A 25,641-nucleotide genomic window follows, 5' to 3' on the forward strand; every position below is an offset into this window, starting at 1 on the left:
GCAGCCTATCGATTAAGAGCCGATTTTATATGAAAGTGTTCAATCAGCAGTAGAACTATTTTGTTCAATAATTCTTGAACACTTTTCGGACATGAAGCTCTCACTTGCCCGGCGGATTGATTTACCAAGCGATTCGGCGCGTACCGCAAACCGCCGGGCGCGGTTATAGATTGTGCCACGCGCACATTTCTGCTCGTAGGCCAATGCCTTAATGTTCGCGTTATACCAATAGACCCCGAGGAAGCACTCCGCCTCGTGCGCGCTACCGCCTTGTTCGCACAGCGCATGGATCGCCATATTGAAGAACGGCATCTCGGGATCCAAAAACGAGTCCGGCTCGCGCGCCATTGCTCGACGGGCGGGCTGCAGACGCGCGAGCACATTCGACTTTACATACGGCGCGAAGATGCGGCGTGTCAGACACCAAGCGACCCAACGATGAACCTTGTCGTCTGCCGCGTTTCGCGCATCTTCATTCAAACTATGTTCACTCATAGCCTCGCTCCTCATCGCGCTATTGCTCAATGCCGTAAGAAATGTTCCAGTGATCCAGCCAAGCGACCAGCTGCTCGCGCAATTCGCGGTTGCTCGGATACGGGAACTGGACCTCACCTTCTTCTTCGATTCCAGCGAATGGGCAGCCGGGAAACGAGATCCAACTCTGCAATCCTTCTACTTGTCGCACGGCCATCTGCAAGAGCGGGCGCGGGACAGAAGACATCTCAATGTAGGTGTACGCGCTCATGATGTCGATGGTTTCATGATGACCTTAGTCCCGCTTTTTGCGCCTTGAGCGGATGACTCACAGGAATTTGCAAACTCAGTAACGACAAGGGTTTGAGCGATGCTCTTCGCCACTTTTTCGCCACTTACTTTGCGTTTCGCGAGATCGACCAAGCCCATTCGTTCGCTTAATCGTGCTTGCGCATCGACAACCGAGCCGAGGTCAGCTTCCAGGTACACCATCGTCGTACGCGCATCCTTGTGGCGCATCACGCGCCGGATGGTTTGGATGGGAACACCCTGTTCGCTCAATAGCGTGGCGAACGTGCCGCGCAGTCGGTGCGGTGTGAGCCCGACCACTTCACATGCGGCGTTTGCGGCGAACATCGCTCGACGCGTAAAACCCGCCTTGAACGCCTCGCCGCTCTTGCGCGTCACGATCAGTCCGCATGCGTGGCGCATCGGATGCAGATAGTCAAGCAACCATTGAGGCACTGGTACGGGGTCGGCCTCGCGCCCTTTGGTCCGACCTGGCGTATAGGTGCCGCGCTCCCAGTCGAGCCACTCCCAGCGCGCCGTGATGGTCTCCATTTCGCGCAGCCCCAATCCGAGCATCAACCTCACGGCGATCGACACACCCGGCTGCCGAGCGGCCGCCGCATCCACTTCGATCAACCACTTCGAAGCCATCGACGCCGGCAACGTCGTGCGTGGCCTTTTCTGCAGCTTGATCAGCTTCACCGACCACGGCACCATCGGTAGGATGTTGCGACGAACCGCCCAATTGCACACGACCTTGATCGACTTGAGCCAATGATTGGCACTCGCGCGACTGTGGGTCTTCAAGTGCTCGATGCGCGCCTGCTCAATGGCCCCGTTCGTCAACTGATCGACCGAAACATCTCCGAGCTCGTACAGATGCAAACGGGCGACGGTTCGCATCGACTTGATGTGCGCGTTGCTCACAACCGGCTCGTTGGCCGCGATCCATTTGACGAACAAGTCCCGCAACGTCGGGACGGGCTCGCATCCTCTGGACCAAAGCTTGACATCGTTATAGGCGCGCGCGGCCACGGCTTCGGCCTTGTGCTTGACACTCTCGCGTGTGCTGCGCTGCACGCGCGCGCCGTTTAACTGAAAGCGGTAATGCCAGATCTTTCCAATACGAAATAACCGATAGCTCACCGGGTCGCCCCTCGATAAATCCCGAACGACTTTAAATCGCCTCCGCGAAGCCGATGGTTAGCAAGCACGATGAATTTGCCCGTGCGTTCAACAAAACGATCAACGATCACGTCTCCATTGCGAAGCACGACGCGAACCCGGGTCCCTCGTGAGCAGCATGTGTGCGGCGTCTTCATCGCGACTCCGTCTCGGCTTGACGCCGGCGTAATTCTTGAAAATCCGCAATGATCTCGGCCAGCACAGGACTCTCGCCGAACACCCCGCGTCCAACCGACTCAAGAAATTTGAGTTTCCTGGCGATGGCGTCGTCGCGCATTGCGCCGAATTGCGCTGGCGCCCTGCGAACGCAGCTGAGCCGGTATCGCGCTGCCTGTTCATCTGTGACGAAATAGCGGCTGAACTCGCCCTTGCGCGCCTTGGCGCGAGTGACGAACCCCCGCGCAACCAACTTCGGTAGCGCCTTCTGGACTGCATGGCGCGAGGCCTCTAGCTCTCGCGCGATCATGGCGCTCTGCAGGCCCAACTCCGACTTGCTCAGCAGCATCACGATTTCGAACGTCAACGGCGGCCTCATACCGGCTCCTCGTACTTTCTGCATCGACGCATCTCGGACCATTCCGTCGATGCTTTTTGAAAGCCCTTGCTGCAAACGTACTTCCGCGTGCCGCTCCATCGGGAGATCTCCAGCAAATCGCATCCGAGACACGTGCCCTCCTGCTTTCGCTCAAGCACGATCGCCGGATCGAGATATTCGAAGCGCCTCATAGGACCTCAACTTCGCGCGCCGCCGCGCCGCGGATGGGCTGCAGTAGGCTGTCGTGGATGCCTGTGACCCGGGTCTTCACGCCGTCGATGCGCATCCAGAACGGCCGGCGGATCGCCCAGCACACTTCGGCGCCCTGCATCTCCCACTTCGTCACGGTCACGACCCTTCCGATCAGACGCTTCGTGTACTTGCGATACGCCTCATCGCCATTGGCCGATGCCCGCACGATCACTGCGAGATCTCCTCGTGTGCAATTGGTCGGCATGATCAGAACGGGCAATCGAAGGGGTTGTGCGGACCTTGCAAGGCTTGCTCGATGCGCGCCGACTCCTCTTCACCCATCTCTGTGAATTCCTCCTCGGTCGGCTGTTCGACCGGCATCCACCAGAAGGCATCGACGCGTTCAAGATACCAACCGCGGCTTTCGACCCATGCCGTGAAAGCTGTGTGTACGCCGCCATCGTGGGAAGGTTCGCCGCTCATAAGATCCCAGAAAATCGGGAGGGCGTCGGCAAACAGGACGTCCGATGCGGCCCCGATCATCCAGCGTGGCTCGTCGTCATCGGCCCATCGGTATTGCCGCTGCATCCGCTTGATGCGCGGAAACATGATCGCGATGTCCTTCATCAGTTCGTCGATAGTCATTGCATGTATCCCTCGCGGGCAGCGTCGTACTGCGCAGGCTGAGCGCTGTATTCCAGATAGGTGTGCGCACGCCGGGAGTCCGAGGTGCTGAACTGCTGAGCTTCTCGGTTGAAGAACAGCGCCAGCCTCTTGTTCTGGACATCGCCGTTGCGCTGCTTCAGCAATTCAAGCCAGCCATCCGGCTCGGGGTCGCCGGGCATAACGTCCTGCTTTTGGGCAGACCACACGGAAAACACGTTGTCAGCCGCGTCGGTGATAACGCCGGCCCCAGAAACGTCCTGCTTGCCAGGTGTGCGCTTTTCGTCTTGTCCCTTGCGGGGATGCGCGACCAAATGGACGTGGGTATCGTTGGCGCGCGCCCAGCTCGCCAGCTTGCGCATCGCTTCTTTTTGCGCAGTGATCGATCCCGGACCATCGGACTGTGTGTCGGTCATCATTAGAGAGTCGATGACGAAGTGCCTGATCCCGTAGCGCCTGAATGCATACGTGAAGACAATCAAGAGGCGGTCGATCGACGCGGTCCCGACGAGATCAAAGATCCACATCCGATCGCGAACCCAGTCGGCCATGTGATCGAGATACGCCGGAGAAGGCCTGTCGAGTCCGCCCAGTTGCTTCGCGAGACGCTTGCCCTGACGCGCTGGCGTCATCTCCCCCGAGAACACGCAGGCGCGCTCGCCTTGGTCGAGCAGACCAATGAGAACTTGATTCAGTAACAGCGACTTGCCGTGACCGTTGTAACCGCTCCAGACCGTCACCTCGCCATAGCGGAACTCAAACCAGAGCTGCGACTGGCCGCAGAACGATAGGAACGGCGCGTGCGCGCCTTCGTGCGCCGGCCAGAACAGCGCCTTTACGCCGGGCCAGAAGTCAGCCAATGACCGCAGCTCGTCCGGGTCGAAAGAGCGCGCCGCCGCCAGACAGGCGCGGAACGCTGCAGTGTCAGCCCCGGCTAGCAGGAAATCGTTCGCATCCTTAGAATCGCCGAAAGTGACGACTCGGCAACGGTCAAGTCCGAGCCGCGTGGCGACCTCTTTCGCGCCCTTTCGACCAGCGTCGTCTGCGTCATAGCAAAGCAGGATCTCATCGAAACGCTCGAGCCGGTCCCAATCGCTATCGATCCATCCGTGATTCCCTGCCCCAGCGTTCACGGACAAAGCGCAAATGCCCATCTGATGAAGCGACATCGCGTCAAGCTCGCCCTCAGCGATAGCAATGGTCCGGGCAGAGGGCGGGACAAGATGCCAGCCGAATAAGCAGGGCTCCGCGCCGCCTTCCTGACGCATGTCCTTCTTGTCGGCGATGTTCCGATACTTCGCGTTGATCAGTTCGCCGTCACGCAGGTATGGCAGCACGACGTACACCGAGTCACCGCGCACAATCTCCGCGACTTTGAAATCCGCAATCGTGCTCTCGCTCAGGCCTCGCGCCGACAGCCAGTCGGAGACCGCGCTGGTCGGGCGTTTTGCATTCTGCGGCCGCGGCGGCCGTTTGTAGCTCGGCATTAAACGAGCAGGCATCTCGTCGCGCACGCCTAGGAAGCGTTTCGCGTCACGCATTGCCTCCGCGACAGATTGCGAGCGGCACGCGCACCACAGCGCTAGCATGTCGCCGGTCTCACCGGTCGCGAAGTCCTTCCACACTCCCCGCTTGGCACCCGAGACGCAAACCGAGAGGCTGTTGCCCGCCTCGCCGGCGATGCTTCCTGCCTTGAACTCACGGCCTTGCTTCTTACCTTCGCGCAGCAGGTGCGCCGCAATGTGTTCGGCGCTCTCCGCCATCAGCGCGCTCAGTTCGCGTGCGTTCACAGTTCACCTCGCTCGCGAGCCGCGCGGATTTCGTCGTCAGTCATCCGCACGCCGTGCCGCCACACGAAAGCGTATTTTTCGCTGCAGCCGGCGTTGATGGCCTTCCATTCCATATCGAACCCGGCGCGCCGCCACCAAGGCAGCAGCGCTTCCGTCGCGCCGGCTTCACTGGCTTCATCATCGCGAGGCGCGAACTCCGCGAATCGCCGATCAGGACCGAAGAACGTCGACGCCTGGAGGACGAACCGCGTGCCGACATTCCCCGCCTTCAGCATCGCTGTCGCATAGCCGCGCGTGGCCGCGACAAGTCGGGCTGCCTCGATGCCTTCACGAATCCGCGCCTTCCATGCCTTCAGCGCCGCTGCCTTCGGATTTCCGCCGTCACGTTTCGGATAGAGCTTCCACGCTTCTTCGAAGTCGGCATCGTCGTTCGATTTCTCGTTTTCGGTCTCGCGCTCCTCGGCGTCAGCCGAGTGTGTGTCTGCTTTTGTATTAATGCTTTTCTTTGTTATCTCTTTCGTGTTTTCCGAATACCCCTCGTCGGTTTTCCGAATAGGGTTCTCCGTGTTTTCCGAATAGGGGGTATTCGGAAAATCGAAGGGGGGTAAGGTCCGGATCTGCCGTTCGATGATCTGCTTACCCTTCCGAATGAGCGTTACACCGACTCGCCCCTTGGCCGACAGCGACGAGATGATTTCAGACACGCGAGACGGCGAGAGGTCGAAGAACTGAGCGAAGTACGTGTTCGACGCATAGCATCCGCGAGCGTCGCTCTCGAGTGAGCTGATCTCGGCAAGCATTAGCTTTTCGACGAATGACAGCGAGCGATCAAGCCACATCTCGGCCGGGATCCATACGCCTTGAAATCGACGCGGTGCCGTTTTCTCTTTCGGGGAAGTGGGTTTCATGCTGGCACACTGCGACGGTTAGATTGCGAGGACTCGCGGTCCACTTCGCGGAAAACAGAGTCGTCGTCGCCGAGAAATGAGGGCGAGAAGTTCGACGGAATTGCCGGCTGTTGCGCTCTGTCAAGCCAACCGAGGGTTGTCGCGCGACGGCGATGATGCGTGACGGACCGTTCAGACAGGCCCGATTCGAAGGCAAGGACGTCGTTCGAGGTGGGAGGTACGGCGCCATCCTCTTTCAGATGGCAGGCAAGCGTCAGTAAAACGTGACGGGTCGTCGGCGGAAGCTCCGACCGAATAATGGCTTGGCGCCAGGTATAGGGCTTCACTTGCGACGGCGTCCGGACGATTGTTCTTGATAGGCACGGACGCGCAACTGCGTGTCCATCTTGGCGACTTGAATTGGCGAACGACCGCGGATCAGGCGGCGCTGGGCGGCCATGCAGGTGATCCGCCAAAGGCGCGTCGAAGACGACGAGCAGACGAGCGCGCCGAGTTGACCGATCAGACGCTCACGGTCGAAATCGGATCTCGGAGCGAGAGTCAGACAAGCGCGCCTCATTCCACCGTTTCCATTGCAGCGATCCTCCTCGATCGCGGGGTGCGCCGAACCGAGGTAGCGAAGCGTTCGTGCAGAACGGCGTCTCGGAGGCGTTCGAGTGCTACCACCGTCTCGTACGAAACACGTTTGCCTTTGCGGCCGGTCTTCAGATCTGAGACTACGGACTGACCGACGCCAGAGCGCTGCTCGATCTCCAATTGTGTGAGACCCAACAGAATCAATTCGTGGACAAGTAGATTTGCCTTCATATATGCCCTAATATTGCGAACGCGGTGGACGCCAATCGCTTTGGCGATTATCGCAATATATGGCTTTTGCGAATATTTCGCAAGGCATTTGCCATAGGGAACAGAGATGACGCTAGGTCAACGGTTGAAGATTGCGCGCCGAGAGGCCCGCCTGTCGCAAGCCGAGCTTTCCAAGCTCGCGGGAGTGTCGCAGACCACGATCAACAATATCGAAACGGGTCGCAATCTAGGAAGCAAGCATGTGGTGCAGATTGCTGACGCGCTAAATACGAACGTGAAATGGTTGCTGGATGGGACACCGCCGAGGTTGAGTGTCGGAATGGATGGTGACTTTGAAGCGACGAGCGAGGCGACCAAAGCCGCTCCTGGACTGCATCACGGCAGGGCAAGTCAAGACCTTCACTTTTGGTTCGATCTCGAGACCTTCGAACGAAGTTCACAGCAGGAAAATGCTGTGGACTGGCTGGCCGTCAGGCGGTTGGCTGTCCCTGTTCCACGAGATTTCTTCGTCGCGACGGGGCGAGATCCCAAGGATTGTAAGGTCGTGACGATGCGGGGGACCGCTATGCAACCTCTTCTAAATGACCGCGATCTCGTACTGATTGACACTGCGTATTGCGAGCCGCGCGACGGCCAAGTGTTCGCGATGATCTTCGAAGGTGAGCCTATCATCCGGCAGATTTTCAAACTTGCCGGCGGGACGCTTGTCGTCCACGCATTAAGCAAGAACTATCTGGACCGCACTGTCGAGCCTATCCACCTTGATCGCCTCTGGATCATCGGCCAATGTGTGTATCGCTCTGGATCGGCTTTAACTATGTGAGCTATCGCACGATAGTAATTTTCTTTCTTAAAAATCGCAAAAGCCATTGCGCGCTTTAATCGCTTTTGCGATACTGCCTCTCACAGTCACCCGCCAGTGAGAGCCTAGATGGACCTCCAACACGCAGCACTCTTCGCCCTGATTTGGGCGGTCTTAGTCGCAGTCCTTTGCGCATTCATGCGCGGCCACGCTGACGCCGAACAAGCCGAGTGGATGCGCGGTGCAGGCATCGACGTCAAGCGCCCGGCTGCGGCCGAGGTGTCGGCATGAGCGCGCTCAACATTTTCCAGTTTGCGTCGGATGGCAAGAAGCACGACGTGCGCGTGGTTGATGTTGATGGCATTCAGCACTTCGTCGGCAAAGATGTGTGTGACGTGCTGAGTTACGCCAACGCCAGCAAGGCTATGAACGATCACTGCAAGGGGGTAACGAATCGCTACCCCCTTCAGACGGCTGGCGGAATGCAGGAACTCCGAGTCCTGACCGAGGCCGACGTGCTCCGACTGATCGTGAACAGCAGAATGCCGGCCGCCGAGAAGTTCGAGCGCTGGGTGTTTGAGGAAGTGCTGCCGTCGATCCGCAAGACCGGGTCGTATGCGATGCCTGGTGCGCAGCCACTTTCGCCGGCGCAGATGTTCCTGCAGAGCGCACAGCTGATGGCCGAGATTGAAACGCGTCAGATCGAACAGGCAGCAGCGATTGAGCTCGTGCGCCAGCAGGTCGTTGACCTCACCGAGACCCGCGCTTTCACGTCATGCCCGAGCAACGCGGAGTCGATCACCCATATTCGCAAACGCATCGCCGAAGAGTTCGGCTTGTCGGCAAAAATCGTGGACGAGGTAATCCGCCAGAGCCCGCTCGCACCGAAGCCTGCCGGCGAGGTCAAGAATAACCACGAAGACGCGAACGGCTCGACTTACACCGTTTGGTGGCGAAAAGATGTGACTGCGGTGTTCCGGCGGTTTGTCGACGAGTGTCGGCCAGTAACGACAGCTCAATTCGAGCACCCCTACATTAGCGGACGATTCAAGGTGCGCGCGAACGCGGCTTCCGACGAACCGCTCGCCGGGGCTGGTCTGTTCGGCATCGCCACGACGCGCTGAAAAGGAGGCACATGTGCGCAAGAGAAAAACGACTACAGTAAGTATTCCTCAGAACGGAATGTCGTCGTCCATAGGATCAGGATCGCCGGCCTTGGTTGGATCGATTCGATTCCAGCTCGGTAAATCAGTTCTTGGCCGCTCTCCTCTTGCAACAGCATTGAATACGGCCCAGTGCTCACGCAGCCTCTCAAAGATCAGACTGGCTTCGTCTGTTGACCACGTCCAAACGAGGTTGGGCCGTGCATATCTTCCCTTCCAGAGATACCCATTCTCCTTGACTAGCTTCCATAAGACTTGCTCGTCATGCGTCAACAGCTCGGGGAAATGCAAAGCCAACTTTGCGAAACGATCTTCCTCATCAACATCCCACAGTCTGCTGCTGGCCTCAGCGATCGACTCCGAGTTGTGGTTCGGACCGCCGTCATCAATGTTCACCCTTTCGAGACTTTCGAGGATTGCCCACTCGATGAATGACGAGAGCGTGCGGCGTTGTTTCCGGCCGGCAAGCTCCGCTAAGTATCTGAGCCGAGGCTCGAGTCGAACCGTCACCGTTTCCGACCGGCTCGTCTTAGCGCCACCGCCTTTTCGCTTCTCTGCGTCGTCGATCATCTGTTCCTCAATGTTCTATAAGAATCCATGTGGTGATTTTAAACACATCGCAGCTCTTGTACAACATCTGAAATTCTGTATGATTCGTGTACTGTCTGTTAACACACATAGGAACTTACAAGGTGGAGCATCTCAGACATGTCGAAGTCACCGTGCTACCGGACGGTCGGATGGATCGGAAAAATGCGGCGAAGTACACCGGCCTGTCCGTGAAAACGCTAGCCATGTATGCGGTCTCCGGGAAGGGACCGAAGTTCATCAAGCGGGGCCGAGTCTGGTACCGGAAGGAAGACTTGGACGCTTGGCTAAGCCCAGTGCTGTAGCAAGCCTGCCAGGATACAACGGAGGAAGAAAGTGAAATATCCCATCCCAACAGTCAATTACGACGAAGGTGGCGCGGCCGCGCGACTCTCCGCCGCAATCCACAACGCTGGACTGCAGTTGCACGACATTGCCAACCGCGATTCTGCAGCGTCCGCCGAACTGTTGTCGGCATCAGCGCATGTGGCCGACGAGCTCGCTAAAGAGCGCGATTCGGCTGTCCTTTCCACTGTCATATCCGATTTGCGGGGGACTTCCGCTGTTTCGAGCCTTTCGATGGTCGCCGCAATTCTGGACGCAACCGCGTATGTTGCCGACATCCGCCATAGCCTCAAGGAACTCAGCGAGCATGAACTGCCCGCCGACGTGCAGTGCATCTTGCACGACATGGCTGACGAAATGTACTGCCGAGATCACGCGAAATCGACCGCCGAATGGATCAGCGATAGCGCCGCATAAGACAGCCAAAAAGCTGTAACCACTTCGTTGCAACTACTCAGTACTACTACTGAGGGGGAGCACTCGTACTTACGAATCGAGAATTTGCAAATTTTTGAAGGCGCCGAGAACACGGCTTTTAAGAATGACGCGCCGCTGGTGGCAGCCGAGGCGCGTCGCACAACGAGGACTTGAAACATGAACACGGCGGATTCTACACAACTGGCCAGCGATGGCAAGCGGGGCGCGGTCAGCGAGTTTGAGGAATCGAACCATTACAACGACCGATATAACCGCATCAGCGCCCAGCCACTATTAGGCGATGCGGGCGCAGCGCACTGTCTCAACCACGTGCATCGTGCACTTCAGGGCATCGCTGTCGTGAACACCCTTCTCACAAACGATCGCTATTCGTCCGATAACGGATGCGAACCGCTCGACGGATACATGACAGGCGGTTTGCACTCGGCGATTCAAGCGCTGGCCGAAATGGCGATCGACAAGATCGAGTTCTACGCCGACCGGATCGACGAAGTTCAGCAAGAAAACCAAGCGGTGTCGCAATGAGTGAGCGCTACTTCGCACTGCGCGTCGAGTCGCGCGACATGCATCCGCGGATCAAGGTCAATGAAGTCGTCATCTACGACACCGAAGATGCGGCCGAGCCCGACGACGACGTCGTAATCAACCTCACGAACGGGCAGACGATCGTGCGCTCGCTGGCGTCCTTCGACGGGGACAGGTACCGGCTGCGCTCTTACACACCAGCCGCCGCAAGCACTTTGCGCCGTGATGATGTGAAAGCCTGCTATCCGATTATCGGCCGCTGCAAAGCAAGCTTCTACAACGAGATTGCGGGGTCTGCGACGTGAACTTCCGCACCCCACTTAAACGCATCGTGATGCGCGCTTGGTCGCACGAGATCATCAGCAATGATGTCTGCACGTGGTTGATCCGCGTTTTCAAACTCAGGGACTTCTGATGACCCGTAACCAAATCGAACACATTAAGCGCGCCGCGAAGTCGGCGCAGGCCATGAAACTCGATCCGATGTTGCCGGCCGTTTTCGCCTTCCGCGCCGTCGACATCTTCGCGCAGCTGATGACGCCCGAGACCGTCATTGCCCTGTGCGACGAAGCCTTGCAGCGTCAGCACAACAACGAATCCGAACGTCGTTCCACCTAACCAATCTAGAAGGCCCCGAAATGTTCCAAGTCCTCGTCATCATCTTTTTCGGCGGTACGATCGCAGCCCTCGCCGCAATAGGCAGCGCGCTCCTGCGCAAAGACCGCCAGCCCCAGTACCGATACAGCGTTATCGCCTTCTTAGTCGTAGCAATTCTCGGCGGGCTGCTGTCATGCTTCACGCAGGTGTCGCAATCCCACGTCGGCGTCGTGACGACTTTCGGACACGTTGAAACCGACACGCTTGGAGAAGGTCCGCACCTGGTCAATCCCGTGTCGCGCAAACATATTGAAGCGATGCGCGCCGCCCGTCGTGCGCGTCTCACAAACGGATTATCGAGTGCTTGGCCCCAGGTGCCTGAAAAGGAATTAGCATGAGTACCGAAACGATCGAAGAGAATTTGATTGAGCGTCTAGTCGCGGCATTGGAGAATCGGCGCCCGCTTAGCGAAACGCTTTGGAGCGTCGATCAGATTGCGCAATGGCTGGGTTTGTCGAAGACGACCGTTGAAATGCGTGTGGTTACCCGACCCGGATTCCCATCTTCCTTTCGCCCCGTCGATTCAAAACAGGCGCAGCGGCGTTGGTTTGCGAGCGATGTACTCGAATGGGCGCGGAGCAATAAAGGAGTGATTCCGGCAGGCCGGCCAGGCCGACGTCGGCGCGCGCTTTAGCTGATGAGCATCGAACTTGCGGCCGTTGACACGTCCGAAGCCATGTCCGCCGCAAGGCCAAGTAGAGAGCGCAACTGCTCGATCGGCAGATCCGGGGTTTCGGTCACTGCGATGAGCGCGGCCATAAGTGCTTCGATCGGAGTCGATCGGTCAGTCAGCAAGTCGACTATCGCGATCTTCCGGCTTACATGTTGGCCTGCAGCCATCTCGCATCGTGGATAAAGCGATGGCATTGTGCCGTCTCAAATGTAGTATCGAAGCGCCAAAATGAGGGCATTTACCTGCGATAATCGGCGTCGGCTTCCTTATCGGTAGCCGTTCTATCACCCGGCGGATAGAATTCGCGCATGCCCGCCGACGACCAAGAGAACAAAACGACGCTTCGCATGCCGCCGGAGCTACACGCGGCCATCACCCATGCTGCGGATGCCGCCGGTTCGTCCTTCAACGCCGAAGTCACGCTACGGTTGCGTCACGACCCACACAAGGACGCGACGTCCGACATCCTTGAAGCAATTCGGCAACGAGATACCCAACTCACCGACTCGCTGATGAAGCACAACGGAATACTTTGGAGTGGCTTGGGCCGTGCCGCCGAAGTGCTCGATCGTGTCGCGCACGCGCCGTCGAGAGTATCGGGTGAAAGCGAGGCTGGCTCGTTGAGGCGAGAGGTTGAAATTGCGCGTCAATTGCTCAGCGTGATTAGCGCTCACAAGTGAACACGTCCCGACTTGAGGATAGAGGATCGACGATGCCAAAGGTCGACCGCAGCAACCCGAATTGGCTTGCCGAGTGGGTTGCCAAAGGCATGGACGAACGGAGCGAGGCGATCGCCAAGCGCGCTGCGAAGTATGCAACGAAGCCCCAACTCAAAGGTTTTCCGAGATATGTGCCGCTCAAAATCTGGGCTGAGATCATGTTCGGTGACCATGCGCCGCACATGACGACATCCGCAAATGGATGGAAGACGGGCACATCTACCCTCCTCCTAAGAAGATCGGTGGCAGATTCTTCGTTAGTCCAAACGCCGATTACATGGAGTGAGAAGACGATGGGCGATCGCCTACTCACTCATGCAGACCTTGCCGAAGTGACGGGGTTGCTTCAGCGGAACAAACAGGCTGACTGGTTTGCGGAGAACTTCGCGATTAACGTCGTGCGTCGTAACGACGGCCTAGTTGTTATGACTTGGGACACGTTCGAATTATTGTTGGCCCGAAAATATCGGCTAGACAGTGGGCCCATCGCGGAACTTCGACCTCCGCTGCGTCCGCTATTCCCGAAACGGTCGTAAGGCCAAGTTACGTTTTCTGCGCGGAAACGGCAGAAGCTGACATCGCCGTTGCCGGAACACACTGCGACAAACGTTGCGCGAACGCGCGGGCATCAGCTATCGCCTGAGCTGCGTCTGAACCTGTCACTTCATCGCCAAGATCATAGTCAGCTCGATGGCGGGCGCGCTTCAGGTTTTCAAGAACGTATCCAACGCCTTTTGCCGACCTCGTCGGAGACGCAAGGAAACGCTTGCTGAGGCGCTCGTGAGTCCCCATCGCCAAGGCAGCATTTGTGTCGGGAAAATGTGCGTCCGCGACCGGGAGCGCAGCATGATAAACGCTGTAGTATGCGCGGCTGATGCAATTCCTGAAATCGATCTCGGCGCCGCCGTTGCTGCAGGCGATCGCGCTAACGAGGAAGTCCGCAGACGAAACTGTCATGCAATTACCCGCGAATCCGCGAAAGTGGAAAGAGGCGACGCTCCTACAAACGACCGAACTGAGAAGGTGACAAGATCAACAGCCGTCGCATCTTCGAAGTTGTCGAAAAGTGCCTCGGCAACGACGTAATTCAACTCCGCGCATTCCTGCGGTGACGCATCGATCGAGAGTTCCAGCGCTACAGAGTTGACGTGGACTCCACGCAGATCAATCGAGAAGATCTGCTTGCCAGATCGCTTCAAGCACTCGACCGCACATTGAGCACGTGCCATCAATGAATCGCCATCAAATCCATCATGCTTGCCCCTTGCGGCCAACTGTGCCAGAAGTGCTTGACGAGCGACAAGAGATGCTTGCATGTTGGCGTCCGGAGCGAATTTCAGGAGGTTATCAATACTTTGAGATGCTTCTTCGAAGTGCAACGTCGATTCAAGTGCGAGCGTCGCCGCGCGTAGGACCAGTTGGTCACCTTCGAATCTAACTACGGCAGTGTTCGCCAGCTTCAATGCGTCCTCAAAGTACCCCATGTTCACGAAGGCAACAATCGCGTTGCCCACCACGTAATCGACCCCTGGAGCAATCTTTTGTGCGTTAGCGATCAACCTGAAAGCCTCTGCGTGATCGCCCAGCCCGAGGTTTGCAAGGCCGAGCCCCATCTGGCAGGCAACAACATCCTTCATCTTGCGTTGATAGATGGCTTCCAACTGCGCTTTGAGCTCGATCAATGCCCCGGAAACCGAAGCGTCTCGCTGCCTCACAAGGAGGTGCACAACTTCGTTGAAGATCTGCTCTTCAGCGTTGCTAGCGGCTGCGAAAATTGGCATTTGACAGTAACGACCTTGAGTGCATCGAGGCGATTGCAGACGCCTGCTCACATACACATTAACGTCCGCCATGCCCAAAATTTGAGGGCAAAACCGCAAAAAAACAGTGCGGCGCCGAACATGGGTGCCGGCCCAGCACGCGGCGCGGTAACGAAGTATAAGTGACTGAAGTCGATGATGCTTGGCGGAATCTAGTGTGCTCCAACGTAGCGACAAATTTTCTCCGTTACGCCAGATTTACGCCAAACTTCACGCAATCCCTTTCCCGACAATGCTCCGACGCCGTTCATTGGTCCCCCCGGCAGGAATCGAACCTGCATCTAGCGCTTAGGAGGCACTCGTTCTATCCATTGAACTACGGGGAGAGAGACCATTCCGAGGGGACGACTCGGGCTCACGAAGATCAGTCCTTAAGCCTTATACAGCTTGCGTTTCCGGCCGTTCAAGCTTCTTCCTAAATGAAGCACCGTGACACGCAATGAGACCTCGTTTAACACCATCTTTGCTACACTTTTGCTACAAAACCCACTTTTTGGGCTAAAGATTGATCTGGCACTGCTACAACCATGGAGATCACGGATGGCTTCTATCTTGCAAGTTGGTAGCCGCTGGCGCGCCCAGGTGCGCCGTTGCGGGCAGAGTATAACAAAGACATTCAAAACGAAAGGCGCGGCACAAGCGTGGGCACGCGAACAGGAAACAGCGATCGACAAAGGACAAAACGCCGCGGACGCTCGCGCCGTCACTGTCGGAGAGCTGATTGGCAAATATCGCGAGGCACGCGCTGCGTCCGGCCGCCAAATCAAGCTTAAGTCGAATGAACACTACATTCTGCAACGGCTGGAGGATGAGTTTGGCGATGGCTTAGCCGCCGAGCTGAATACGCAGCGGATTGTCAAGTTTGCCCAAGCGCGCAAAGCGGGCGGTGCTGGCGCGTACACAATCGACATGGACTTATCAAAACTCGGCACAGTAATGCGTCACACCGCCTCGCTCCTGGACATTGCGTTACCTGATGCAGTGGGCACCGCGCGGCCGGCCCTCCATCACCTGCATCTGATAGGACCGGGGAAAAAGCGAGAACGCCGCCCCTCGAAAGAAGAAATTGAACAGATCTTCGCTTGGTTTGTAGAACACCCGGAGCGGGAGCAGGCAATGCCAGACTTGCTGCGGGTTGCAATACAGTGCGCTTTTCGCCGGGGGGAGCTGTTCTCGCTACGTTGGGATGACATCGACACTGAGAGACACCTAGCGCTTGTGCGAGACCGAAAACATCCGAGGCAGAAGGCCGGCAACAACGAGTGGGTTCCGCTTATCGGCGATTCGTCCGAGGTCATTGCAAGGCAACCGCGCTACCCGGTCCCGGAAGATTACATGCGCAAGCGAGCCGCTGACCCTTCCCTACCGCCGCATAAAAACGAATTCATTTTTCGTTTTAACAAAGGCACCGCGAGCAAATACTTCAAACAAGCATGCGACGCGAAAGGAATAGTCGGCCTCCGTCTACATGATCTGCGGCATGAAGCAACGAGTGCTCTTTTTGAGGCAGGATGGGAGATTCCCGAAGTTGCGGCAGTCACCGGCCATAAGGATTGGCGTAACCTCAAGCGCTACACAAATTTAAACGTCGCCAACATTGCGAAGAAAGGACGCCTCACTATCGACTCGGCTGCCTAATCGAGGGGCGACCTGGGAATTCGACGGCATTCTCGCTCCGCTCTATACGAACGCGCATCACTACCCCACGGCATCGTTTGCAATTCAAGGTCCACCAAATTTGGGAGATCTCGACGTTAGGTCGTGTCAGCATTTGGTCGCCTAGCCATTGCAACGTACACGTGCGCACGGTTCGCTCGAGCAATACTGATGGAGCCACATCGGCTGCCCGCGAATCGACAAAACTGCGGTGGCAGGCCGGAAGGTATGTCCATGAATGACTCCTTGGCTGGTACGTCCCACATAATCACAACGTCGGCGTTGTTGTCCGCTCCAAACTGTACTGCTTTCTCTCGTTCCTTACCTTCGTCACTTGTGACGAAAGCCGCCACGGCTACAACGACGTAGCCGTCAGCCAAAAAACTCTGAACCCGCCCTGAAAGATCTTCAACTCGATAAAGAGGTAGCTCCGGCCCAGGATTTGTGGGTGACGCATCTGAATTTGGGATAGAGCCTGCATAGCCGTGCTCGTGCAGGTCTGTACAGCCCAACAGCCCGAAAGCAACGCAAAGGATAATAGCTGGAATGACCGACTGCCTACATCGGCTAACATTGAACGATCCGCTTACCCTCTGCATTGCGGACCACCAGTGACATAACGAAGCCCAGACTCAACAATCGCGAAATCTTGCTCAGAGAAGGCTCGGAACAACTCGGCGTCTGAATTAATTTGAAGCTTTCGCATCGCATTTTTCTTGTGCGTGCTCACTGTTTGCTTCGACCGGTAGAGCGTCAACGATATCTCCTTCACAGACAATCCGGCCAAGACCGATTTCAACACATTTATCTCGCATCGAGACAACGGCCTGACATCAGCAGTCGAGCTTGGTGCAACGTTAAAACCTGCAAGTTTCGGAGAAACGTAAGTAGCCTTCGCGTGAGCTGCCAAAATAGCGACTGGTAGAAATTCGATTATGTCTTCTTTATCAAGTATCGCATGTACACCAAGCTGCGCTAAAGTCGATACATAAGCCGGATTGCGGACACAAGAATGTAGAACCACGCCCACCGCTGGATGGTCTTCAAGGATTATTTTAAGCAACGGTCTGAACGACTTTCCGGCCGCCTCACACGCCGCCTCCTGATCTGTAATCACGACGTGAAAATCGTGCGCTGACGCCAAGTTTGAAAGTTCATCGCTTCTCCGAACGACTGCCACCAAATCCATCCCTTCATAACGCTGAATTAGAGTTTTCACTCCGAGCGCGGTTAGCGGGTGGCTTTCAGCAGATATAACTTTTATACACATTTTTAGCCAACTCATGGAACGTGAAGGTACGCCGCAGAGGATAGCGGATCACCGGACGCACAAAGGGCAGTCAGATTAGATGAACTGTCGGCCGCCCTCAATCTGACTCGTACGAATCTAGCGCACAGAATGATGACGCGCCGTTGAAAACTGCACCCGTACTGAAATTGGGCTTCGATTCGGGTCGGACACATTCGAGGCGCAAGTACGAAAGGTCCGATTGTCTATGTCCGAAGTTCAAGCCAAACTAATCAGACGCGCAAAATTGGATGTCAGATGCTTAACTGACAAACACACGAGGGAGAAAATGATATGCCGACCCAATCGTTCATCGACAAACCAAGATCGATTATCACGAAACTTCAACGCGGGAAGAGGCGCCTTCTGGATAAGATGAGAATAGAGCCAGCTTGCAAAAGCTCCGATTTGAACCAAGAGAATGAGGAATTCTCACTATTTGATTCGCTAGCCATCGGTGCGCGTATGATCACGATCGATACGGACGCGAAGCAGACAAAACTGGCGGTTCAAAACGTAGGCAGGTCTCGCATTGTAGTTTTACCGTCAGTTCACCGGTTCCCGGAGACGCAGGCGACATCGATCATGGTAATGCCCCTTATGATGAGTTTAGAAAGCGGGGAGTGTGGAACTATCGACTACGTTCTCCTCACGGGCGAAGCAGAGACAGAACAATTGTACCGAGCCCGTTTCGAATGGTTCCAATCCTATCCCAACGCTGCCACGCAGGAGGCGGAGACATCCATTCCTTTAATTTTTCGACCAGCGGGACTAAAGTTTGAAGACGACCCATGCGAGTTGCTCTCTGCATCGATAAACAAATATGGCGACGTAATCATTGAGAATCGTAGCGCGCATATTGTCTTTCTTTCTCCGCTAGTCACCTTGGTCCCTTTCGGTCAAACGTTTGTGCTTTCGCAGCGCTACATCGCGCCACAGTCATGGCAGCTCTGCCGCGGAGTGGCGTCAGGCATGACACCATCCGCTATCGGTATCACCATCGAGACTCCGACTGGGGTCACGACCTCTTCGCTTGATCTGCATCTGCGTCCGTGGACTGCAATCGAACGCTCATGGCATGGACCATTTGAATAACGCTGCGGTGTTAATTCCCAAGACAAAATTTGGGCTTTACCATAACCGGGGTTGAAGTAGGCGAACCAGCCGCACGGCAGTGATAACCAGAGCACTGTGACGCCTTCTTACGTTGAAGCTGCGTTCGAATCGCCGATTCTTTTCTAGAGCAGTTTTTATTTTCTCGTTGATGACTTATAAATCACGGCACTGCGACGGCCTACTTTGGCCCAAATCAAACGATCCCGACGCTTTCATGGGGCTCGAATCGCTAAATAGTCTTTGCGCGCAGGCTTGGGTTGACGCCCAAACATGTCGCACCGAGGTGTCGTTCGGCGAGACAGCAGACGCCCTCGCACTCGCGGCGCGCCTCGAACGGGCATATACGTCGCAGGACCGGATGGTGATGTGCACGCGTCATGGCGACTGGGCATACAACACCTGGCAAGACAATGAGTATCCCCTAGGTATCTTAAGACGCACTGCCTGGCATGCATGGCTCGCTGGTGAACCGGATTGGGAAACAGTTTTGGATGTTGGCGCGATTGACCTGAACGTGTCCGATATAGAAGACATCCATTGGACGCTGGCTAGCTACGCTTTATTGCACCCCGACCACAACCGCGCCTTGATCAAGTTCTCTCGTGGCGGGTCCGACGCGTGCGTAGTACGCGAATTCGATGTTGAAGCAAAGCGTTTCATAGACGACGGCTTCAATGTTCCCAACGTCGGGAAACATTTCATTTCATGGATCAGTTGCGACGCTGTCTACGTAAGTTGGGATGACAGCCTCGTTGACACAGAAGACGCGGTCACAACTTCAGGCTTACCGCGACAATCGCGTCTCTGGACCCGCGGTACGCGTCTCGCCGATGCACCCGTCGCGTTTGAAGGCGCAAAAAGCGATATGGTTGCGGTTGCCTTCTATGACCCGGCTGCGAAGTTGCGTTTTGCATTTCGCAACTTGACGTTCTACGAAACGCTGCACTATTGGCTTGACGAAACAACAGGTTGCTGGAGGCAGTATGACCTGCCGGCACACGCTGAAATCGATCATTGGAACCGCTGGCTTATCGTCACGCTGCGCAAACAATGGACCGTTAACGAGAAGCGCCATGATGCGGGTTCGCTGCTCGTCATCCTCCGAGACACTTTCCTTGCCGGAGGGCGAGACTTTACAGAGCTATTCGCACCGTCCGATCGCAGAGTGCTCGCCGGAATCGATCATACAAAACATTGGCTCGTCGTCTCCCAAAAGGACGATGGTAGGCCGCACATAACGTTGATGCGCCCGACAGTCGACTGCAACGCTTCGTGGGAATGGCGCGATTTTCCCATACCAGAAGCGGGTCAGATGTCCGTGCGCGCAGTCGACGGCAAGCGGGACGATACGGTCTTAATTCAAGTCGAACATTTTTTGACACCTCCTACGCTCTACTATGCCGACCTCGCCAACAACGCGCCGTGCCAACTGCTAGCGCAGTCGCCCGCCCGGTTCAACGCGAACGGAATGTCAGCCGTGCGCCATCATGCTATTGCGCCGGACGGCGAACGCATCCCGTACTGGCTGATCGGCCACAATGTTGAAACATACACCGCTGCCCGCCCTTGCCTGCTTTATGGCTACGGCGGCTTCGAAATCGCACTCGATCCGCATTACGATGCGACGACAGGCATCGCGTGGCTTGAGCGCGGCGGCTTGTATGCGGTCGCCAACATTCGCGGCGGCGGCGAGTTTGGACCAGCCTGGCATCAGGCGGCGTTGCGCAAGAACCGACAAGTAGCATTCGACGATTTCATTGCGGTCGCGCAGGAGCTGATTCACTCGAATGTCACGTCGCCGAAGCAGCTCGCGATTCGCGGCGCCAGTAACGGCGGCCTACTGGTGGCGGCATGCATGGTGCAGCGACCCGATCTATTCGGTGCTGTGCTGTCGGAAATGCCGGTACTCGACATGACGCGGTTTCACTTGCTACTGCAAGGCACATTGTGGATTGACGAATATGGGGACCCCAATAAAAATGACGACCTCAGCAATTTGTTGTCGTATTCGCCCTATCAAAATGTGAAAGCTGATGTCACATACCCTCCGGCACTCTTCACGTCATCTACGAGCGATGACCGCGTGCATCCGGCTCATGCGCGTAAGATGGTGGCAAAGATGCAGGCGCAAGGGCACAGCAACGTTTGGTATCGAGAAGTGGATGAAGGAGGACACGGCGCGGGAGTGACACCTGTACAGATCGCGCGCAGTGAAGCGATCAACTTTGAATTTTTTCGCAAAACGATTGGGCTTCTTGACGGGTGATTCCCACGCAGCGCGGAGCCGTCCGCAAACAGGTTCTGGTGAGAGTCAATACTTTCCTGCCCGACGGTCCCTTTCGACCTAGTTACCGTGGTCTAGCAGAGGCAGTACAGACGGTCACAACAATCGTCACTTCGAGGGAAAGGAGTCTTGCGGTGGCCGACGAGACTCGCTTCCTGCCGTAGCGCGCAGACATAGCGTTGCAAATATTAACTGTTGCGCGAGCGCTATGCTCGGCGTCATCTCCCATTTTGAAACGAGTTGCTGCAACTTCTAGTGATAGCTCGGCATGCGCACCGGTTTCAACGCCAATGACGCCGACAGCTCCCATAAGAAGTCTGCTGTAACGCTGAGAGATATGACGATTTTAGGGCCTTGGGGCTGGGCCATACGAAGCTTTCTCAGCTTCCCATCCGACAGTTCGACATTAACGGGTTGCAGTCCTACGATGACGCATTGGCGCCCTCGGCCGTCTCAATGACAAGTCCGAGAAGCGTCTGATTGATGTTGTCGCCTTCATCGCGTAGCTTAGTTCCTTTAACTCGCAACAATATAGGCATGACAACCGACGATCTCATAACTACCATCTTGGCGTGGCTGATTCTCGGGCATGTGCCCGGCCATAACACCGGCTATGTAGAGCATTCCTTTGAGCAGTGCAGCATGTGCGGTAGCTCTAACCCTCTTGCCATCAACGCCAAGGCGCTGGCGTCGAACGTCATACCTCCTGCACCCCGCGAAAGCGCAAGGTCTTCCGAGCCAACATCCAACTCAATCAGTTCCACACTCTCGTCAAGTGCGGGAATAGCGTTAGTGAGGATTTTTTCTGGGCCAGCGGAGTTGAAGGGAAACATCGAACCATGGACCAAGTTGCAATTTCACGAGTTAGGCAACACCTTGACGATTACGAATCCAACCGACTACCCAGTGAGGATGTCTCCATTCATTGTGCTACTTCCAAGTAGACGGGTAGTCGTACTACCGAAGCCCTACATAAATGCGGGTGAGTCAACGCGCCTAAAAAATACAACTGTCGCCTTACGAACCGAGTTGGTTCTTATTCAACCAGAAACGCGCAAAGGCCTGCCGCATGCGCAATATGCAATGCCGGTAAAGCACACGGATATGAACTGAGAGAACTCTTAGGCGAAATGTCGTCGCCGATTTATGAAGTCTGTTCGAATTGCAGATACACACACTTGCGTCATAAAGCTTACTCGCAAAGTGGGCGCTCCGTGGCCCAACGCTTCACCAGACCGTCAAGATTTTTCACCGTGAGAAGTAATCCATCGTTGTCTTCCGGCGCTCGCCTGTTTGTTCACCGACATCCACCGCGCCGGTCGCGCTCGTTGCATGAAACCAACGAGCGGTCAAAAAAAAAGCCGCACGAGGCGGCTTAAGGAGGGCGTGCTTCGCCCCCAAGGTCGGGGATCACAAACTGCTCCGCAATTGCTTGACCGTTCAGATCAGGCGTGCTGTTGATACAGACGCGGAGCGGAAACTACTTTATGAATATTCTGCTTGCCCGACAATTGGACTCGTACGAATTTGAGCCTTGCCTGACACAAAAATATTCCCACAATCATGTAATTGCTTTGCTGACGCTGAAGTTCGTCGAAGCCTATGCAATTCATTTTTCTCGCGCCAAATCATTACGTCAAATATTCGCCGTATCAAGAAGCGCCCGTTGGAAGCTCGCGCCCGCGGTCCCGGTCGGAACATCTGCCCGCAATCACGCCCTGTTTGTGAAGCGCGCAGATGTATCGCTGGAGGTATTCGGCTTTTCTACGGGCGTCGTTGTCCGCATCGTCAACTATTCCGAAAAGAGCTGTTCCAACCGCTGGTGATAACTCGGCGTAGCGACGCGTTCCATCGCCCACGCCGCCGGCGGCAGTGCTTGGATTTGCGGCACTGCTACGGCGTTCTGCGTCCGCGATTGCGATGCGCAACCGACGAGTGCCGTCAGCAACAGCATCGCGATTTTTGGCGTAATCATCTTCATGAGATGCAAGCTCCTTAGAGAAACGTTCGTCGAGTGCTGCGATTTGCGCGGCCGCTTCGTTATGCGCGGCGATCGACTCGCGTGCGGCCTTGGCCGCAGCATCAGATACCGCACTGAGCTTTTGCGCATTCGCTTCGTTATCGCGCGCATGCGCAGCCTGCTCGAAAACGAGTTGAGCGTTGTCCAACGCGTGCATCGACGTCGCACCGATCACGACGCCAAAGACCAAACGGAGAGTTACGTCGCTGAAAGTTGAGGACACGAGTCCTTTCCTCGCTTTAGAAATTCAATGCGAATCGACTGACGGGCTCCAACCGAGAAGCTCGCGTCAGTGAAGTTCAAGCGATAGCTGCATCCGCCGATCGACTCGGCAATCAGCGGCTACATCGTGCGTTTTCCGTGTGCGACGCGCCAGCTATTGCGTCGATATCGAAAGGTAAGGCTGTATCGTCACGACAAACTGGCACCTGCCAGGCACGCTCCACAGCTTCCAGCCAAAATTCACGCGCGACGCCCACGCTCTCCAACGCTTTACGGCATAAAACTGCCACGCGGTTGTACCGTCAAGATTTTCCGCCACCGCGAAGTACCATCCCGTACGCGGCGGAGCAACGTTCATCGGCAGCGTGCCGAACGTGGACAGAGTCGCGTCTTCTGTCGCGGTGAACCCAAGAACTTCGAGGTCGAACCCGTAAGAAGGATTGCGCCACAGCCAGACAACCCGGTTAACATACTGCCGCCAGCCCCGTTGTGGCCCGGGAAAGGGTGCAACGTCTTTCTTAAAATTTTCGTCGCCGTCTAAAGAGTTATCGGGTGTCTGGAACCATCGCAACCAACGCGGCAAAGTATTACTACCGAGGGCAAATAACGGTAGAACGGGTGCCATAAGGCACGCTATTGATACAACGCACAGGCTGACGAACGCAAGACCCAGCCAGCGCATGATCATCAAAGCAATACTGCGCGCCTCGCCGGTGTAATCGGCGGGAGGTCTAGGCATCCTCGACGTTGGTATGCCTCGCCGCAACGTTCGCGCTATCGACCGTATTCGATTCAGACTCCTCATTCACAGCTCCTTTTCACAAAGTGCACGCTCCTCAGCGCGCCGTTTTACAAGACCAGGAAGCACCTGGCCTCTTGAACTCACCCATTGAGCGCGCCCGTCGTCTGATTCATTCATCGCCCGGCAAGCGCCCCTCCAGTCACGCTCATTGAATCGTTTCGCGGTGGTGCTTTTGCAGTAGGCTGTGCCGCCTATGTTGTAGGCAAAGCTGACCGCGGCCGCGAGTTGATTCGGATGGTCCTTCAATTCCGGCGTACACCGAAGCACAATATCGGCATGCCTCATGAGTTGGCGGTTCAACGACTCCCAGCACTCGGCCGAACTGTACGACTGACCGACAACGACATCGTGCGTGTCGCCGCTGCATTTCGTCGCAACGCCCACCGGATCGAGGTAACCGCGATGCACCACCCCTTCAAAGCGAGGCACGATGCAATACAACGTAGTCGCAGCTACGGTGCCGACTATGCCCGCGAGCGCTGCTTTCCCGAGGTTGGCCATTTAAGAGTCTCCAGAAGCAACAAAGCCCCGGCTTTCGATGGCAAACGGGGCTTTGCTCAGATTTTGGCGGATCAGACGTGAGCCGACTCGCGTTCGCGCGCGCGTTGATCGCGCCGGTCTTTTCTCCAGGCGAACACGAAACTCGCGCCAATATAGGCAAGCGTCGCCACCGCGACCCACCAGTTAATATCGTGACTACTTAGCCATAACCAGAAGTTGCCACCAACGACGGGCATCGCTTTTGCAACGCTTATAGTTAGGTCATCTTTCATTGCATCTCCGCTAATTACCGCTTGTGTCGTCTGCCTGCTTAGTCTGCGATCCGTTTCGCGCAGACGCGCTTTCTCTGCAGCGGCGTTAGCCGCTTCATTCGTGCGCTTCAGTGGACGAAAAAAAAGCCGCACAAGGCGGCTTAAAGAGGGCTTGAAAATGGCCCCCAGGGTCGAGGATCACAAACTACTCCGCAATCGCTCGTCCAGTCGGACAAGCAACGCCGTTACCAATCGGTGCGGAGCGGTACTACTGTAAAAGCATCCTGCTCCTTGAACAATATGACGCGTACGAATTCTGAGGTCGTAACGCCACGCGGCAGATAGCCGACCGACGTCCCGTGCAATAGCTTTATTATCGCTGGGTCCGGTTCAAGCACGCAGCACGCAGGTTTGTACCCGCCAAATCCGCACCGCGAAGCTTCGCATTTTCCAGCCGCGCTCCATCCAGGTCAGCGCCGCTTAGGTCGGCTCCGCGCAAGTCAGCTTCGGACAGGTCCGCGCTGCGCAGACAAGCTCCGCTCAGATTCGCGCCCTCAAGCGCAGCTCGCACAAGAATCGCACCCCGCAAATCAGCCCCACGCAGGTCCGCGCATGTGAGCTTTGCTCCAGTGAAGTCGACATCGCAAAGCGCGGTGTTCGCGAGCTTCACATTCACGAGCGGCGCGCTGCCCCGATGCTCGCCGCCAAGATCTGCGTGACTTAGATTCCTGTTCGCAGCTTGACTGAGATCGTCAGCAAGATTGTCGCTCTGCGTGGTCAGTATCACCGCACCGGTATGGCGGTTCTTGATCTCAGTACCACGCTTCCACGACGTGTCGCTGCGAATTGCGCCGTCGAGGTTCGCGCCCTCAAGCATCGCGCCGCTCAGGTTGCAATCGCGCAAATCAGCCCCTTTCAAGTCAGCTCCG

33 protein-coding genes and 1 tRNA gene are annotated in these 25,641 nt (G+C 56.4%); 14 read left to right on the forward strand and 20 right to left on the reverse strand.

Features of this window, described 5'->3' with window-relative positions:
- Positions 1 to 39: 39 nt before the first annotated feature.
- From QCE79_RS36695 to QCE79_RS36735, 9 genes are all read right to left on the reverse strand, one after another.
- Complete coding sequence (locus QCE79_RS36695) at positions 40 to 495, reverse strand: hypothetical protein (protein WP_309853338.1); 456 nt, start codon at positions 493 to 495, stop codon at positions 40 to 42.
- Positions 496 to 514: 19 nt separating this feature from the next.
- Positions 515 to 745 (reverse strand): hypothetical protein, encoded by a 231-nt coding sequence (locus QCE79_RS36700; RefSeq protein WP_309853340.1) that lies wholly within the window; start codon positions 743 to 745, stop codon positions 515 to 517.
- The gene (locus QCE79_RS36705) at positions 742 to 1,908 is read right to left on the reverse strand and encodes a tyrosine-type recombinase/integrase (protein ID WP_309853342.1); all 1,167 of its coding nucleotides are present in this window, start codon (positions 1,906 to 1,908) and stop codon (positions 742 to 744) included. Before QCE79_RS36705 ends, QCE79_RS36700 begins: the two co-directional genes overlap by 4 nt.
- A gap of 172 nt (positions 1,909 to 2,080) precedes the next feature.
- Positions 2,081 to 2,581 carry a MarR family transcriptional regulator gene (locus QCE79_RS36710; RefSeq protein WP_309853344.1) on the reverse strand — a complete coding sequence of 167 codons (501 nt, stop codon included), beginning with the start codon at positions 2,579 to 2,581 and terminating at the stop codon, positions 2,081 to 2,083.
- Between the two features lie 88 nt (positions 2,582 to 2,669).
- Positions 2,670 to 2,906, reverse strand: coding sequence for a hypothetical protein (locus QCE79_RS36715; RefSeq protein ID WP_309853346.1), 237 nt, complete (start codon positions 2,904 to 2,906; stop codon positions 2,670 to 2,672).
- A gap of 35 nt (positions 2,907 to 2,941) precedes the next feature.
- Positions 2,942 to 3,319, reverse strand: a complete 378-nt coding sequence (locus QCE79_RS36720) for a hypothetical protein (protein WP_309853348.1) — start codon at positions 3,317 to 3,319, stop codon at positions 2,942 to 2,944.
- Entirely contained in the window at positions 3,316 to 5,127 is a 1,812-nt protein-coding gene (locus tag QCE79_RS36725; protein WP_309853350.1) for a toprim domain-containing protein, read from the reverse strand. The genes QCE79_RS36720 and QCE79_RS36725 overlap by 4 nt, the downstream gene beginning before the upstream one ends.
- Positions 5,124 to 6,035 carry a hypothetical protein gene (locus QCE79_RS36730; RefSeq protein WP_309853352.1) on the reverse strand — a complete coding sequence of 304 codons (912 nt, stop codon included), beginning with the start codon at positions 6,033 to 6,035 and terminating at the stop codon, positions 5,124 to 5,126. Before QCE79_RS36730 ends, QCE79_RS36725 begins: the two co-directional genes overlap by 4 nt.
- A complete protein-coding gene (locus QCE79_RS36735) occupies positions 6,032 to 6,361 on the reverse strand; it encodes a helix-turn-helix domain-containing protein (RefSeq protein ID WP_309853354.1) in 330 nt (109 codons plus the stop codon). Before QCE79_RS36735 ends, QCE79_RS36730 begins: the two co-directional genes overlap by 4 nt.
- 587 nt (positions 6,362 to 6,948) lie before the next feature.
- Between QCE79_RS36735 and QCE79_RS36740 the strand changes: the two genes are divergently transcribed.
- Both QCE79_RS36740 and QCE79_RS36745 read left to right on the forward strand, forming a co-directional pair.
- Positions 6,949 to 7,665 (forward strand): LexA family transcriptional regulator, encoded by a 717-nt coding sequence (locus QCE79_RS36740; protein WP_309853356.1) that lies wholly within the window; start codon positions 6,949 to 6,951, stop codon positions 7,663 to 7,665.
- Between the two features lie 266 nt (positions 7,666 to 7,931).
- Complete coding sequence (locus QCE79_RS36745) at positions 7,932 to 8,768, forward strand: Bro-N domain-containing protein (RefSeq protein WP_309853358.1); 837 nt, start codon at positions 7,932 to 7,934, stop codon at positions 8,766 to 8,768.
- Positions 8,769 to 8,816: 48 nt separating this feature from the next.
- On the opposite strand, the gene QCE79_RS36750 is transcribed toward QCE79_RS36745, so the two are convergent.
- Entirely contained in the window at positions 8,817 to 9,377 is a 561-nt protein-coding gene (locus QCE79_RS36750) for a hypothetical protein (protein WP_309853360.1), read from the reverse strand.
- 170 nt (positions 9,378 to 9,547) lie between these two features.
- Here QCE79_RS36750 and QCE79_RS39635 point away from each other — a divergent pair, with 170 nt between their 5' ends.
- The 7 genes from QCE79_RS39635 (at position 9,548) to QCE79_RS36780 (ending at position 11,994) form a co-directional block, all read left to right on the forward strand.
- Positions 9,548 to 9,700, forward strand: coding sequence for a helix-turn-helix transcriptional regulator (locus QCE79_RS39635; protein ID WP_404989499.1), 153 nt, complete (start codon positions 9,548 to 9,550; stop codon positions 9,698 to 9,700).
- Positions 9,701 to 9,731: 31 nt separating this feature from the next.
- On the forward strand, positions 9,732 to 10,157 hold the full coding sequence (locus tag QCE79_RS36755; protein WP_309853362.1) for a hypothetical protein: 426 nt from the start codon (positions 9,732 to 9,734) through the stop codon (positions 10,155 to 10,157).
- Positions 10,158 to 10,334: 177 nt separating this feature from the next.
- Entirely contained in the window at positions 10,335 to 10,703 is a 369-nt protein-coding gene (locus QCE79_RS36760) for a hypothetical protein (RefSeq protein WP_309853364.1), read from the forward strand.
- Complete coding sequence (locus QCE79_RS36765; RefSeq protein ID WP_309853366.1) at positions 10,700 to 11,008, forward strand: S24 family peptidase; 309 nt, start codon at positions 10,700 to 10,702, stop codon at positions 11,006 to 11,008. The genes QCE79_RS36760 and QCE79_RS36765 overlap by 4 nt, the downstream gene beginning before the upstream one ends.
- Positions 11,009 to 11,081: 73 nt before the next feature.
- Complete coding sequence (locus QCE79_RS36770) at positions 11,082 to 11,321, forward strand: hypothetical protein (RefSeq protein WP_309853368.1); 240 nt, start codon at positions 11,082 to 11,084, stop codon at positions 11,319 to 11,321.
- Positions 11,322 to 11,341: 20 nt separating this feature from the next.
- The gene (locus QCE79_RS36775; protein ID WP_309853370.1) at positions 11,342 to 11,698 is read left to right on the forward strand and encodes a hypothetical protein; all 357 of its coding nucleotides are present in this window, start codon (positions 11,342 to 11,344) and stop codon (positions 11,696 to 11,698) included.
- Complete coding sequence (locus QCE79_RS36780; RefSeq protein WP_309853373.1) at positions 11,695 to 11,994, forward strand: hypothetical protein; 300 nt, start codon at positions 11,695 to 11,697, stop codon at positions 11,992 to 11,994. The genes QCE79_RS36775 and QCE79_RS36780 overlap by 4 nt, the downstream gene beginning before the upstream one ends.
- Here QCE79_RS36780 and QCE79_RS36785 read toward each other — a convergent pair.
- Positions 11,991 to 12,119, reverse strand: coding sequence for a hypothetical protein (locus QCE79_RS36785; RefSeq protein WP_309853375.1), 129 nt, complete (start codon positions 12,117 to 12,119; stop codon positions 11,991 to 11,993). The two genes, QCE79_RS36780 and QCE79_RS36785, sit on opposite strands and share 4 nt — an antisense overlap.
- 222 nt (positions 12,120 to 12,341) lie before the next feature.
- Here QCE79_RS36785 and QCE79_RS36790 point away from each other — a divergent pair, with 222 nt between their 5' ends.
- Both QCE79_RS36790 and QCE79_RS36795 read left to right on the forward strand, forming a co-directional pair.
- Positions 12,342 to 12,713, forward strand: coding sequence for a toxin-antitoxin system HicB family antitoxin (locus tag QCE79_RS36790; protein WP_309853377.1), 372 nt, complete (start codon positions 12,342 to 12,344; stop codon positions 12,711 to 12,713).
- Positions 12,714 to 12,745: 32 nt separating this feature from the next.
- Positions 12,746 to 13,288: a DUF4224 domain-containing protein gene (locus tag QCE79_RS36795; RefSeq protein WP_309853379.1), complete on the forward strand. Its 543-nt coding sequence runs from the start codon at positions 12,746 to 12,748 to the stop codon at positions 13,286 to 13,288.
- Positions 13,289 to 13,295: 7 nt separating this feature from the next.
- On the opposite strand, the gene QCE79_RS36800 is transcribed toward QCE79_RS36795, so the two are convergent.
- The 3 genes from QCE79_RS36800 to QCE79_RS36810 all read right to left on the reverse strand — a co-directional run bounded on the left by QCE79_RS36800 (position 13,296) and on the right by QCE79_RS36810 (position 14,898).
- A complete protein-coding gene (locus QCE79_RS36800; RefSeq protein ID WP_309853381.1) occupies positions 13,296 to 13,709 on the reverse strand; it encodes a hypothetical protein in 414 nt (137 codons plus the stop codon).
- Positions 13,706 to 14,533 (reverse strand): hypothetical protein, encoded by an 828-nt coding sequence (locus tag QCE79_RS36805; protein ID WP_309853383.1) that lies wholly within the window; start codon positions 14,531 to 14,533, stop codon positions 13,706 to 13,708. Before QCE79_RS36805 ends, QCE79_RS36800 begins: the two co-directional genes overlap by 4 nt.
- A gap of 290 nt (positions 14,534 to 14,823) precedes the next feature.
- Positions 14,824 to 14,898, reverse strand: a tRNA-Arg gene (locus QCE79_RS36810).
- 214 nt (positions 14,899 to 15,112) lie between these two features.
- On the opposite strand from QCE79_RS36810, the gene QCE79_RS36815 reads away from it, so the two are divergent.
- Positions 15,113 to 16,210 (forward strand): site-specific integrase, encoded by a 1,098-nt coding sequence (locus QCE79_RS36815; RefSeq protein ID WP_309853386.1) that lies wholly within the window; start codon positions 15,113 to 15,115, stop codon positions 16,208 to 16,210.
- A 604-nt stretch (positions 16,211 to 16,814) separates the two neighbouring features.
- On the opposite strand, the gene QCE79_RS36820 is transcribed toward QCE79_RS36815, so the two are convergent.
- Positions 16,815 to 17,447 (reverse strand): response regulator transcription factor, encoded by a 633-nt coding sequence (locus QCE79_RS36820; protein ID WP_309853388.1) that lies wholly within the window; start codon positions 17,445 to 17,447, stop codon positions 16,815 to 16,817.
- Between the two features lie 363 nt (positions 17,448 to 17,810).
- On the opposite strand from QCE79_RS36820, the gene QCE79_RS36825 reads away from it, so the two are divergent.
- Together QCE79_RS36825 and QCE79_RS36830 are read left to right on the forward strand one after the other, a co-directional pair.
- Positions 17,811 to 18,611 (forward strand): hypothetical protein, encoded by an 801-nt coding sequence (locus QCE79_RS36825; RefSeq protein ID WP_309853391.1) that lies wholly within the window; start codon positions 17,811 to 17,813, stop codon positions 18,609 to 18,611.
- Between the two features lie 235 nt (positions 18,612 to 18,846).
- Complete coding sequence (locus QCE79_RS36830) at positions 18,847 to 20,898, forward strand: prolyl oligopeptidase family serine peptidase (RefSeq protein WP_309853393.1); 2,052 nt, start codon at positions 18,847 to 18,849, stop codon at positions 20,896 to 20,898.
- A 1,670-nt stretch (positions 20,899 to 22,568) separates the two neighbouring features.
- On the opposite strand, the gene QCE79_RS36835 is transcribed toward QCE79_RS36830, so the two are convergent.
- The 5 genes from QCE79_RS36835 to QCE79_RS36855 all read right to left on the reverse strand — a co-directional run bounded on the left by QCE79_RS36835 (position 22,569) and on the right by QCE79_RS36855 (position 25,631).
- Complete coding sequence (locus QCE79_RS36835; protein ID WP_309853396.1) at positions 22,569 to 23,159, reverse strand: lysis system i-spanin subunit Rz; 591 nt, start codon at positions 23,157 to 23,159, stop codon at positions 22,569 to 22,571.
- Between the two features lie 153 nt (positions 23,160 to 23,312).
- A complete protein-coding gene (locus tag QCE79_RS36840) occupies positions 23,313 to 23,897 on the reverse strand; it encodes a hypothetical protein (RefSeq protein WP_309853399.1) in 585 nt (194 codons plus the stop codon).
- A 66-nt stretch (positions 23,898 to 23,963) separates the two neighbouring features.
- Positions 23,964 to 24,461, reverse strand: a complete 498-nt coding sequence (locus tag QCE79_RS36845) for a lysozyme (protein ID WP_309853401.1) — start codon at positions 24,459 to 24,461, stop codon at positions 23,964 to 23,966.
- A 71-nt stretch (positions 24,462 to 24,532) separates the two neighbouring features.
- Positions 24,533 to 24,733: a hypothetical protein gene (locus QCE79_RS36850; RefSeq protein WP_309853404.1), complete on the reverse strand. Its 201-nt coding sequence runs from the start codon at positions 24,731 to 24,733 to the stop codon at positions 24,533 to 24,535.
- Between the two features lie 352 nt (positions 24,734 to 25,085).
- The gene (locus QCE79_RS36855; protein WP_309853406.1) at positions 25,086 to 25,631 is read right to left on the reverse strand and encodes a pentapeptide repeat-containing protein; all 546 of its coding nucleotides are present in this window, start codon (positions 25,629 to 25,631) and stop codon (positions 25,086 to 25,088) included.
- Positions 25,632 to 25,641: the final 10 nt, after the last annotated feature.

The sequence above is a fragment of the Caballeronia sp. LZ003 genome, from assembly GCF_031451465.1.
In the GTDB taxonomy this organism is placed as follows: domain Bacteria; phylum Pseudomonadota; class Gammaproteobacteria; order Burkholderiales; family Burkholderiaceae; genus Caballeronia.